This window comes from Micromonospora sp. NPDC126480, from assembly GCF_040302465.1.
Lineage (GTDB): Bacteria > Actinomycetota > Actinomycetes > Mycobacteriales > Micromonosporaceae > Micromonospora.
The window spans coordinates 47,837-59,463 of record NZ_JBEORU010000039.1 but is presented as its reverse complement, the minus strand read 5'-3'; the positions used below and the strand labels follow the sequence as shown (position 1 = coordinate 59,463).

Genomic DNA, 11,627 nt, shown 5'->3' with positions numbered 1-11,627 from the left:
TGGCGGACGAACCTTCCCTACCGGGGCTCCGCTGCATTAACACCCATCAACACACCCTTGACACCGAACCGCTACCGCTAACTACGCGGCATTGCGGTTAGGGGTCGGTCAGTAGCAGCCAGTCGTCGTCGGCCAGACGGACCTGCGTCTTCTCCGGCCAGGCGTGCGCGTGGGCCGCGGCGGCCCTGGCCTGGTCGAAGTTGGGTCGCCGGGCGAACGTCGCGCCGTCGAACCGGACCGGACCGCCGAACCGGGCCCGGCCGAAGCTCGCCTTGCCCTCGAAGCGGGCCTGCTCGAACCACGCCTCGCCGGCGAACTCGGTGAACCGGAACAGCGCCAGCTCGGCGAAGCGGGCCTGGCGGAAACCGGCGTACCCGCCGAACACCACGTGCTCCATCGACAGGCCGCTGAGGAAGGCCGCCTCCCGGAAGGTGGCGCTCTCGGGAAACCGGGCGATGTCCAACGTCACCGGGCCGCGGAACGTCGTGCCCCGGAACGTCGCCCGCCCGACGGTGGCGCGCCGGCCGGACAGCGGGCCGCTCAGGTCGGCCCGGTCGAAGCTGGCGCGCTCGATGCTCGCGCCGTCGAGCGTGATCTCCGCGTCGCCGGTGACCTCGTCGAGGATCAGCTCCTCGAACGTCGCCGAGAGCGACAGCCGCCCGTGCACCCGGGCGCCGGTGAGGTCGGTGGTGCCGGTGCAGACCGCGCCGGTCAGGTCCGCGTCGGTCAGGGTGCACCCGGAGGCGTCGAAGGCGTCGAGGCGGGCACCGGTCAGGTCCAGGTTGACCCCGGGCCAGAACCGGTCGTCGGTCGCGCGCAGGTGCCGGGTCAGCACCCGCTGCGCGGTGCGGCGTACCTCCGACTCGCGCGCGTCGTCGGCCGGCGGCATCCGCAGGTACGCGCAGAGCACGGCCACGATTGTCGGGCGCTGCCCCGGGTTGTCCTGACCGAGGCGCTCCAGCGCGTACACGCCGCCGAGGCGGACGGCCGGGTTGTCGCTGCCGAGCAGCTCGACCGCCCGCGTGTACAGCTCGGTGAGCCGGCGTTCGGCGGCGTCGTGCTCGGCGGTCGCGGCCTGCCGGTCCTGCTGGCGGTGCGCCGCGTCGGCGACGGTCTCGGCGTGCGCCTGGACGCGTTCGCGGTGCGCCTGCTCGGCCGCGGCGACGGCCTCCTGGTGGCGCTGCGCGCGTTCGCTGAGCCACTGCCGGCGGGCGGCCAGCAGCAGCGCCAGCCCACCGCCGGTGCCGGCGACCACGGTCAGGCCGGTGCGGATCGCGTCGACCCGCAGCGTGGCCCGGGTGTCCGGTCGGGTGGCCCGGTCGGCCTCGCCGAGCAGCCAGTCCAGCACCCACCACCCGAGCGCGACCGCGACCAGGAGCCCGACGAGCACCAGCCACCACGGCAGCACGCGCAGCCGCTCGTCCCGGGGTGAGGTCACGGCCCACAGCATGCCACGGGGTACCGGCGCTACGGGGACGCCTTGTGGCGCAACGACTTCCGACTCTCCTCTGTGGAAGTTGCGGCTTCCGGATTGCCGGAATGCGCCTCTGATGGAACAACGGGTTACCGAAGGGTAACCAGCCATTGACGTCCCTGAATTGTTGGCCGCATCATCGTTCGCACCGGTCGATCGGACACGCACCCACCACCGCAACGGAGGTGCAGCCATGCTGCTCCGAAAGACCGCCGCCGTGCTCGCCGCCGCCCTCGCCGCCACGCTCCTCACCCCGAGCGTCGCCGCGACCGCGGCCCCCGCCCGCACCGCCGCCACCGACGCCCCCGCCCAGACCGCCGACCCCGCACGGACGACCGACCCCGCCCCCCTCGCCGCCGCCGATCCGGTGATCATCGTCGGCGGGCTGAGCGGCTTCGCCGCCGTCTACGAGCCGCTCGCCGCGCGGCTGCGCGCCGACGGCTTCCGTCCCTTCATCTACGAACTGCCGGGACTGGGCTTCGGCGACATCCCCACCTCGGCCCGCGCCCTCGCCGGCTACGTCGACCGGGTCCGCGCCGTCACCGGAGCGGACCGGGTCGACATCGTCGGCCACTCCCAGGGCGGCCTGGTCGCCCGCTACTACCTCAAGCGGCTGGGCGGCACCGCCGCCGTCGGCCGGTACGTGAGCCTCGGCTCGCCGCAGTACGGCACGTACGTGGCCAACATCCTCGCCTTCATCGGCCTCGGCACCTGCGCGGGTGTCGTCTCCTGCCAGCAGATGACGATCGGCTCGGACTTCCTGACCGACCTCAACGCCGGCGACGACACCCCGGGCGCGGTCCGCTACACCACCGTCCGCACCTGGCAGGACGAACTGGTCCGGCCGGTGGACAACGCCGCCCTCGCCGACGGGGCGACCAACGTGCTGATCCAGTCGCGGTGCCCGCTGCGCCTGGTCGGGCACCTCGGCCTGGCGCTGGACGGAACCACCTACACGGTGATCCGGCAGGCGCTGCGGGACGCGGCGATCCGGCCGAACTGCTTCGCCCTGTAGTCGGCACGCCGGCGGGGTGGTGGCGCCCAGCGGCCACCCCGCCGGCGCGCGGCCGGGACCTCCGGCCCGGCCTTGCCGACGAAGTTGGCCGTGCCGGCCCCCGGCTCGTGGGACGCTGTGCCCGTGCCGGTCGGCGCCGACCACCGCCACCGGCGCGACCCGGCGGGAGGAGAGCGCCATGACGGGGGTGCCGGAGGTCGACTTCGCGCTCGACACGTACGAGTGCATCGTGCTCTATCCCGGCGCGTCCGGCCGGGCGCTGCCGGCGGAGACCGTGCAGCGGCTCCAGGCCGAGCACCTCGCGCACATGCAGGCCCTGCAGCGGCGGGGGATCATCCTGGTCGCCGGGGCGGTCGACGGCCCGGCCCGGGAGCCCGACCCGCCGCTCGGGTTCGGCCTCGCCCGCACCGGCTCGGTGGACGACGTGCGCAGTGTGATGGAGGCCGACCCGGCCGTGCAGGCCGGCCTCTACAAGGTCGACGTGATGACCTTCTACTGCCCGGCCGGTTCGCTGGAGTTCCCGCTGGCCAAGACCGAGAGTTGAGCGCGGGTCCAGCGACGTTCGTCGACCGCCCGGATACCGTTCACCCGCGCCTTCCGGGGCGGGTGCCGGCGGACGGTACGATTCCGGGCGCGCGGTCGCCGATGCCCGCCCCTCACGACGTCCCGGCGGGTCCACCGCCGGTCGCGCATCCGCGCGTCGTCGGACAACCGTGTTCGCTGTGCGACAGGGGTCGGCCCGTGGTCCGGCCCGGAGGAGAGACTAGCCTGATGGGCGTGACACGCCGCGCGAAGATCGTCTGCACACTTGGCCCCGCCACGTCCTCGCCCGAACGTATCCGGGGGCTCGTCGAGGCCGGCATGAACGTGGCGAGGCTCAACTTCAGCCACGGCAGCCACGCCGACCACGAAGCCGTCTACCGCCTGGTGCGGGAGGCCGCCGACGCGGCCGGGCGCCCGGTCGCGGTGCTGGCCGACCTGCAGGGGCCGAAGATCCGGCTCGGCCGGTTCGCCGACGGCCCCCACGAGTGGCGCACCGGCGACTCCGTCGTGATCACGAGCGACGACGTCCCCGGCACCCGGGAGCGGGTCTCCTGCACCTACCGCAAGCTCCCGCAGGAGGTGAAGCCCGGCGACCGGCTGCTGATCGACGACGGCCGGGTCGCGGTCGAGGTCACCGACGTCACCGGCAACGACATCCGCGCTCTGGTCACCGAGGGCGGCCCGGTCTCCAACAACAAGGGCGTGTCGCTGCCGAACGTGGCGGTCAGCGTGCCCGCACTGTCCGAGAAGGACGCCGCGGACCTGCGGTTCGCCCTCGGCCTCGGCGTCGACCTGATCGCGCTCTCCTTCGTCCGCTCCGCCGACGACATCAAACTGGTCCACGCCATCATGGCCGAGGAGGGCGTGCACCGGCCGGTGCTGGCCAAGGTCGAGAAGCCGGAGGCGGTGGACCACCTCGAGGCGATCGTGCTGGCGTTCGACGGTGTGATGGTGGCCCGCGGCGACCTGGGCGTGGAGCTCCCGCTGGACCAGGTGCCCCTGGTGCAGAAGCGCGCGGTGCAGCTCTGCCGGGAGAACGCCAAGCCGGTCATCGTCGCCACCCAGATGCTCGACTCGATGATCGAGAACTCCCGGCCGACCCGCGCGGAGGCCTCCGACGTGGCCAACGCGGTGCTCGACGGCGCCGACGCGGTGATGCTCTCCGGCGAGACCAGCGTCGGTAAGTACCCGGTGCTCACGGTCAGCACCATGGCCAAGATCGTCACGACGACCGAGTCCGGCTCGATCCGGGTGCCCCGGCTCCAGCACGACCCGCGTACGCACGGCGGCGCGCTCACCATCGCCGCCTCCTCGATCGCCCGGGCCATCGACGCCAAGGCCCTTGTCGCGTTCTCGCAGACCGGCGACACCGTCCGGCGGCTGTCCCGGCTGCACTGCGACCTGCCGCTGCTCGCGTTCACCCCGGTTCCGGAGGTGCGCAACCAGCTCGCCCTCTCCTGGGGCGTCGAGACGTTCCTGATGCCCTTCGTGGAGCACACCGACGACATGTTCCGGCAGGTCGACGAGGCGCTGCTCGGGTTGGGCCGGGCCAACCCCGGTGAGTACGTCGTGATCGTCGCCGGCAGCCCGCCCGGCACCCCCGGTTCGACCAACACCCTGCGCGTCCACCAGCTCGGGTCGCTTGTCGACGCGGCCGCGGCGCGGGCGCTCCAGTGAGCGGGCCGGGCGCCGCGGTCGGCCAGGCCGCCGTCGACCAGCTGCTGGAGGTCCTCGACCTCAGCTCGACCGGCGAGATGACCTTCCGGGGGATGAGCCCGCCGGTCGGGCCGCAGCGGGTGTACGGGGGCCAGGTCGCCGGCCAGGCGCTGGTGGCCGCCGGCCGCACCGTCGACCCGGAGCGGTTCGTGCACTCCCTGCACGGCTACTTCGTCCGCCCCGGCGACCCCTCGGAACCGATCGAGTACCAGGTGGAGAACGTCCGCGACGGGCGCTCCTTCTCGGTCCGCCGCTCGGTGGCGCTCCAGCACGACAAGCCGATCTTCTTCATGTCCGCGTCCTTCCAGCGCACGGAGGACGGGTTGGACCACCACGCGCCCCTCCCGCCGGACGTGCCCGGCCCGGACGAGGTGCCGACGATGACCGACCGGCTCTCCCGGTACCCGGAGCGGCTCGGCATCTGGGCGCAGATCCCGCGCCCGATCGACGTCCGCTACGTCGGTGAGCCCGGGTGGGTCCGCCCCGGCGACCGCCCGGCCGAGCCGCACCAGCGGGTGTGGATGCGCATCGACGGCAAGCTCCCCGACGACCCGCTGCTGCACGCGTGCGCGCTGGCGTACGCCTCCGATCTCACCCTGCTGGACTCGGTGCTGTCGGTGCACGGCGAGGTCTGGGGCCCCGGCGGCGTGGTGGGCGCCAGCCTCGACCACGCCCTCTGGTTCCACCGGCCGTTCCGCGCCGACGAGTGGTTCCTCTACGACTGCTGGAGCCCGTCGGCGTCCGGGGCGCGGGGGCTGGCCACCGGCCGGATGTTCACCCGCGACGGGGGGCACATCGCCAGCGCCGTGCAGGAGGGCCTGCTGCGCCGGGTCGGCGGCTGACCGGCCCCTGCCCGTACGGCCGAGGGGCGATCAGCCGGCCGGGGCACCCGGCCGGATAACCTGTCCGGCATGCGCCTCTCCGCCCGGGTCGACTACGCCCTCCGCGCGGTCGCCGAGCTCGCCTCGGTGACCGGCGGTGCCACCCACGGGCGGGGGCGGCCGGTGACCGCCGACCAGATCGCCCGTGCCCAGGACATCCCGCCGAAGTTCCTGGAGAGCATCCTGCTGCAGCTGCGCCGGGGCGGCGTCGTGCACGCCCAGCGGGGACCGGAGGGCGGCTACTGGCTGGCCCGGCCGCCGGGGGAGATCTCCCTCGCCGAGGTGATCCGGGTGATCGACGGGCCGCTGGCGCACGTACGCGGGCAGCGGCCGGAGGAACTCGGCTACCACGGAGCGGCGCGGGCGCTGCAGGACGTGTGGATCGCCCTGCGGGCCAGTGAGCGGCAGATCCTCGAGCTGGTGACGATCGCCGACGTGGCCGGCGGCACGCTGCCGCCGCGGGTCACCGAGCTGGCCGCCGACCCGCGCGCCTGGAGCTGACCGCCGTCCCAGCGGATCGGACCGCCGTCCCACTGACCGAACAGAGGGTTGACCCGGTGCCGCCCGTCCCGCATTGTCGACCAAGTCGATAGGAGATAGCCGAAAACTGGGAGGTGCCGTGCGCAAGCTGCTCGTCCTCGCGCTCGTCGGGCTCGTCGCGCAGCTCGTCGACGGCGCGCTCGGCATGGCGTACGGGCTCACCTCCTCGACGCTGCTGCTGCTCGTCGGCATCGCGCCGGCGGCCGCCTCGGCGTCGGTGCACCTGGCCGAGATGGGCACCACCCTCGCCGCGGGCGTCGCCCACTGGCGATTCGGCAACGTCGACTGGCGGGTCGTCGGCCGGATCGCCGTGCCCGGCGCCCTCGGGGCGTTCGCCGGGGCGACCTTCCTGTCCGCCATCTCCACCGAGACCGCCGCGCCCTGGATGGCGGCCATCCTGTTCAGCCTCGGCGCGTACCTGCTGGTGCGCTTCTCCCGGCCGCTGCGCACCGAGCGGCGCGCCGGCCGGCTGCGGGGCCGCTTCCTCGGCCCGCTCGGGCTGGTCGCCGGTTTCGTCGACGCCACCGGCGGCGGGGGCTGGGGCCCGGTCGCCACTCCCGCCCTGCTGGTCAGCGGCCGGATGGAGCCCCGCAAGGTGATCGGCTCGGTGGACACCGCCGAGTTCCTCGTCGCCGGCGCCGCCAGCGTCGGGTTCCTCATCGGTCTCGGTTCCGAGGGGTTCCTGCTGCCGATCGTGGCCGCGCTGCTGGTGGGCGGGCTCGTCGCCGCCCCGGTCGCCGCCTGGCTGGTGCGCATCGTTCCCGCCCAGCTGCTCGGAGCGGCGATCGGCGGCGTGATCGTGTTGACCAACGCGCGCACCCTGATGCGCGCCGCCGACGTCGGGGGCGACGCCCGACCCGCCGTCTACGCGCTGCTGGCCGCCGCCTGGATCGCCGCGTTGGCGTTCGCCGTCCGGGCGCTGCTGCGGGCCCGCCGAGCCCGGGCGATCGCCGCCACCGCCCTCGCCGCCGACCCGCACGGCGCCGAGGCCCGGGGGGCCGATTCGCGCGGCGCCGAAACCGTCGCCGCCGACCCGCACCGCGCCGCCGGTCCCGCAGCGGCTGACGAAGCCGCACCCGAACCGGTGGCCACGCCGACCCGGTAGTCCCCGTCGAGCCGTGCTCCGGCGCCGGCCGGCGGTCCCACCCGGGCCGAACCGGTGGCCGCCGCCCGGTAGTTCCCGCCGAGCTGGTGCTCCGGCGCCGGCTGGCGGTTCCACCCGCGAGCGCGTGGCCGACACGGCACGGCAGTGGCGGTCCGGCCCGCCCGGCTTGCGCGGCGAGGGCCGGTGCGGCTTGCGCGGCGAGGGCCGGTGCGGCTTGCGCTACGGCCCGCCCGGCGACGAATGTCCCGAGTCAGCGGTATTCCTGTGCGGCATGAATATGACTGACAGGCATACCGTCGATCCGGGTTACCGGCGCCAGGCTCCCGGCGCCAGGCCGCCGGCTCCACGCTCCTGGCTCCAACCGACCCGGGTCGGTCGGTAGCGACCGGGCAGCCCGGCGGCGCAGAAGCGACCGGGCCGCCCGCCGGGTCAGCGGGGGAGCAGGCTCTCCGCCGCCTCGGCCAGCAGGCGCCAGGCCTCGTCCACGTGCGCCTGCGCGGTCTGCGGTGAGCCGACCGCCAGCCGCAGCGTGTACCGGTCCGCCACCCGCGTGTGGGTGAGGTGCACCCGCCCGGTGGCGTTGACCCGGGCGAGCAGCTCCGCGTTGACCGCGTCGTCGGCCCGCAGGCGGAAACAGACAAGCGAGTACGGGTGTGGCGCGACCAGTTCGAAGCGCTCGTCGGCACGGACCCGCTCGGCGAACCGCGCGGCGAGCGCCACGCCGGACCGGATGTGGGCGCGCAGCCCTTCCACCCCGTACCAGCGCAGCACGAACCACAGTTTCAGGGCCCGGAACCGCCGGCCCAGCGGCACCTGCCAGTCCCGGTAGTCGATGACGGCGCCGGACTCGGTGGCCGCGTTGCGCAGGTACTCCGGCAGCACGCTCAGAGCCTCGATCAACTCGCTGCGGTCGGCCACCCAGAACGCGTCGCAGTCGAACCCGGTGAGCAGCCACTTGTGTGGGTCGAAGCAGTACGAGTCGGCGTGCTCCAGGCCGGCGTGCCCGAAGCGCAGTTCTGGGCAGACCGCGGCGGCACCCGCGTAAGCGGCGTCCACGTGCAGGAAGATCCCGTACTCGGCGCAGATCGCGCCGATCTCGGGCAGCGGGTCGATCGCGGTCGTGGACGTGGTGCCGACGGTGGCGACCACGAGCGCGGGCACCACGCCGGCAGCGCGGTCGGCCTCGATCGCCGCCCGCAGCGCCGCCGGGGACATCGCGAGGCTGTCCGGATGCACCTCGACAACCCGTACCCCCTCGTCGCCCAGCCCGGCGATCCGCGCCGCCTTCTCGATGCAGGAGTGGCCCTGGGTGGACGTGTACGCGCGGTAGCGCCGGTCGATCCCGACCTCCCGCCACCGGCCGCCGCTGGCGCGGTGCAGGGCGACCAGGGTTGCGACGAGGGCCGCCGAGGAGGCCGAGTCCTGGATGACGCCGCCGCCGGGGCCGTCGCTGCGGAACCGCTTCGGCAGGTCCAGCAGGTCGGCGAGCCAGTCCAGCATCGCCGTCTCCAGTTCGGTGCAGGCCGGGCCGGTCGCCCAGAGCATGCCCTGCACCCCGAGCCCGGCGCTGACCAGGTCGCCCAGGACGCTCGGGCCGGAGGTGTTGGCGGGGAAGTAGCCGAAGAAGCCGGGGTGCTGCCAGTGCGTGAGGTGTGGCGTGACAAGCGTGTCCAGGTCGGCGAGGACCGCCTCGACCGGCTCGCCGCGTTCCGGTGGGGCGGCCGGCAGTGCGGCGGACACGGCGCCGGGCGGGGCGGGTGAGGTGATCGGGCGCTCGGGCAGGGCGCTCCAGTAGTCGGCGATCCAGTCCACCACGGCGTGCCCGGCGCGGCGGAACTCCTCCGGGGTCATGTGCGCAGCCACCCCGCGAGTGGATCAAGAATGTCGGGGCCGGGCAAGGGACGGTGGCGGATTGTGCTGAGAAAGCGCTTGCCTTAGCATCACAGCTGCGCGGAGCCATCCTGATCGACGTCGATACGTCGCCTCTGCCGCCAGCGCGTTCCCCGCCGGCCCCGGGCAGGCCGGACCGATCCGGAGCGCGCCCACCTCCATCGGAGGACGCCCCATGCCCCGCACCACCCGCCGTGTCGCCCTGCTGGCCGCGGCCACCACGACCATCCTCACCGCCGGAGGGCTCACGGCGCTGACCGCCGCGGCGGCGGCCGCCGGCTGCCGCGTCGACTACCGGGTCACCAACCAGTGGCCCGGCGGCTTCGGCGCCGACGTCACCGTGACCAATCTCGGCGACCCGGTCACCGGCTGGACGCTGACCTGGACCTGGCCCGCCGGGCAACAGGTCACCCACCTCTGGAACGGCGTGGTCGACCAGGCCGGCGCGCAGGTCGCCGTGCGCAACGTGGACTACAACGGCTCGATCGCCACCAACGGGAGCGTCGGTTTCGGCTTCACCGGCTCCTGGTCCGGGAGCAACCCCGACCCGACCACCTTCGCCCTCAACGGCACCACCTGCACCGGCGCGCCGGCCACCACCGCGCCGCCGCCCAGCACGCCGCCGCCACCGACCACGCCGCCACCGACAAGCCCGCCGCCGGCCGGCCGGGTACAGATGGAGGACCTCGACCGGGGCCTGGTCAGCGTCCGCTCCGGCAGCGGCAACCTGGTGTCCTGGCGGCTGCTCGGCACCGAGACCAGCGGCGTCGCCTTCAACCTCTACCGCGGCGGCACCCGGGTCAACGGCAGCCCGATCACCGGAGCCACCACGTGGCTGGACAGCGGTGCCGCCGCCGGAGCCTCGTACACCGTCCGGGCCGTGGTGGGCGGCGTCGAACAGGCCGCCTCGGCCTCCGCCCTCCAGTTCCCGTCGGGCCACCTGGACGTGCCCCTGCAGGTCCCACCCGGCGGGACCACCCCCTCCGGCGAGGCGTACAGCTACTCGGCCAACGACGCCAGCGTGGGCGACCTCGACGGCGACGGCGACTACGAGTTCGTGCTCAAGTGGGAGCCGTCGAACGCCAAGGACAACTCCCAGTCCGGCTACACCGGCAACGTCCACGTCGACGCGTACAACCTCACCGGCACCCGGCTGTGGCGCATCGACCTCGGCCGCAACATCCGCGCCGGCGCCCACTACACCCAGTTCCAGGTGTACGACTACGACGGCGACGGCGACGCCGAGGTGGCCATGAAGACCGCCGACGGCACCCGCTCCGGCACCGGCCAGGTCATCGGCAACGCCTCGGCCGACCACCGCAACTCCAGCGGGTACGTCCTCGCCGGCCCCGAGTACCTCACCATGTTCGACGGCCGCACCGGCGCGGCCCTGTCCACCGTCGACTACGACCCGCCGCGCGGCAACGTCTCCTCCTGGGGCGACAACTACGGCAACCGCGTCGACCGGTTCCTCGCCGCCACCGCGTACCTCGACGGCCGGCGCCCGTCGCTGATCATGGCCCGCGGCTACTACACCCGCGCGGTCGTCGCCGCCTGGGACTTCCGCGACGGCACCCTGCGCAAGCGGTGGACCTTCGACTCCAACGCCGCCGGCAACGGCGCCGCGCACGGGCAGGGCAACCACAACCTCTCCGTCGCCGACGTCGACGCCGACGGCCGGCAGGAGATCGTGTACGGCGCGGCGACCATCGACGACGACGGCCGCCTGCTGCACTCCACCGGGCTCGGCCACGGCGACGCGATGCACGTCGGCGACCTCGACCCGGGCCGCGCCGGCCTGGAGGTGTTCAAGGTCAACGAGGACGGCAGCAAGCCCAGCTCGTACTTCGCCGACGCCCGCACCGGCCAGGTCATCTGGTCCACCCCGGCCTCCGGCGACAACGGTCGCGGTGTCTCCGCCGACATCTGGGCCGGCAGCGCCGGCGCCGAATCGTGGTCGTCGGCGGTGAGCGGCCTGGCCAACACCCGCGGCCAGAACATCGGCCGCAAGCCCTCCTCGGCCAACTTCCTGGTCTGGTGGGACGGCGACCCGGTCCGCGAACTGCTCGACGCCACCCGCATCGACAAGTACGGCACCGGCGGCGACACCCGCCTGCTCACCGGCAGCGACGTCGCCGCCAACAACGGCACCAAGGCCACCCCGGCGCTCTCCGCCGACCTGCTCGGCGACTGGCGGGAGGAGGTCGTCTGGCGTACCACCGACAGCCGTGCGTTGCGGATCTACAGCAGCCCGACGAGCACCGACGTCCGCCTGCACACCCTCATGCACGACCCGCAGTACCGGGTGGCGATCGCCTGGCAGAACACCGCCTACAACCAGCCCCCGCACCCGAGCTTCTTCCTCGGAGCCGGGATGAGCACCCCGCCCGCGCCGGACATCCACCTGCGCTGAGCATGAGGCACCGGGCCGGAGCCGCGGAATCCGCCAGCTCCGGCCCGGTG

9 protein-coding genes are annotated in these 11,627 nt (G+C 73.9%); 7 read left to right on the top strand and 2 right to left on the bottom strand.

Translation table 11 applies throughout. The annotated features are described in order from the left end of the window. Positions 1 to 97: 97 nt before the first annotated feature. Positions 98 to 1,438 (bottom strand): pentapeptide repeat-containing protein, encoded by a 1,341-nt coding sequence (locus tag ABTW87_RS27400; protein ID WP_350654001.1) that lies wholly within the window; start codon positions 1,436 to 1,438, stop codon positions 98 to 100. A gap of 229 nt (positions 1,439 to 1,667) precedes the next feature. On the opposite strand from ABTW87_RS27400, the gene ABTW87_RS27395 reads away from it, so the two are divergent. The 6 genes from ABTW87_RS27395 (at position 1,668) to ABTW87_RS27370 (ending at position 7,274) form a co-directional block, all read left to right on the top strand. Then, complete coding sequence (locus tag ABTW87_RS27395) at positions 1,668 to 2,489, top strand: esterase/lipase family protein (protein ID WP_350654000.1); 822 nt, start codon at positions 1,668 to 1,670, stop codon at positions 2,487 to 2,489. Between the two features lie 178 nt (positions 2,490 to 2,667). After that, on the top strand, positions 2,668 to 3,033 hold the full coding sequence (locus tag ABTW87_RS27390) for a YciI family protein (RefSeq protein WP_350653999.1): 366 nt from the start codon (positions 2,668 to 2,670) through the stop codon (positions 3,031 to 3,033). Positions 3,034 to 3,260: 227 nt separating this feature from the next. Then, positions 3,261 to 4,709 (top strand): pyruvate kinase, encoded by a 1,449-nt coding sequence (gene pyk / locus ABTW87_RS27385; protein ID WP_350653998.1) that lies wholly within the window; start codon positions 3,261 to 3,263, stop codon positions 4,707 to 4,709. After that, positions 4,706 to 5,590 (top strand): acyl-CoA thioesterase, encoded by an 885-nt coding sequence (locus tag ABTW87_RS27380; protein WP_350653997.1) that lies wholly within the window; start codon positions 4,706 to 4,708, stop codon positions 5,588 to 5,590. The genes pyk and ABTW87_RS27380 overlap by 4 nt, the downstream gene beginning before the upstream one ends. A gap of 69 nt (positions 5,591 to 5,659) precedes the next feature. Next, positions 5,660 to 6,130, top strand: coding sequence for an RrF2 family transcriptional regulator (locus ABTW87_RS27375; RefSeq protein WP_350653995.1), 471 nt, complete (start codon positions 5,660 to 5,662; stop codon positions 6,128 to 6,130). 118 nt (positions 6,131 to 6,248) lie between these two features. Beyond that, positions 6,249 to 7,274, top strand: a complete 1,026-nt coding sequence (locus tag ABTW87_RS27370; protein WP_350653994.1) for a sulfite exporter TauE/SafE family protein — start codon at positions 6,249 to 6,251, stop codon at positions 7,272 to 7,274. A gap of 429 nt (positions 7,275 to 7,703) precedes the next feature. Here the strand turns inward: ABTW87_RS27370 and ABTW87_RS27365 are convergent, their stop codons facing one another. Further along, entirely contained in the window at positions 7,704 to 9,137 is a 1,434-nt protein-coding gene (locus ABTW87_RS27365) for a pyridoxal-dependent decarboxylase (protein ID WP_350653993.1), read from the bottom strand. Positions 9,138 to 9,339: 202 nt separating this feature from the next. On the opposite strand from ABTW87_RS27365, the gene ABTW87_RS27360 reads away from it, so the two are divergent. Continuing rightward, a complete protein-coding gene (locus ABTW87_RS27360) occupies positions 9,340 to 11,577 on the top strand; it encodes a rhamnogalacturonan lyase family protein (protein WP_350653992.1) in 2,238 nt (745 codons plus the stop codon). Positions 11,578 to 11,627: the final 50 nt, after the last annotated feature.

Excerpts from the sequence above, each read along its gene's own strand:
- ABTW87_RS27395 (WP_350654000.1), top strand. The coding sequence starts at position 1,668 with ATGCTGCTCCGAAAGACCGCCGCCGTGCTCGCCGCCGCCCTCGCCGCC.
- ABTW87_RS27390 (WP_350653999.1), top strand. The coding sequence starts at position 2,668 with ATGACGGGGGTGCCGGAGGTCGACTTCGCGCTCGACACGTACGAGTGC.
- pyk (WP_350653998.1), top strand. The coding sequence starts at position 3,261 with ATGGGCGTGACACGCCGCGCGAAGATCGTCTGCACACTTGGCCCCGCC.
- ABTW87_RS27375 (WP_350653995.1), top strand. The coding sequence starts at position 5,660 with ATGCGCCTCTCCGCCCGGGTCGACTACGCCCTCCGCGCGGTCGCCGAG.
- ABTW87_RS27360 (WP_350653992.1), top strand. The coding sequence starts at position 9,340 with ATGCCCCGCACCACCCGCCGTGTCGCCCTGCTGGCCGCGGCCACCACG.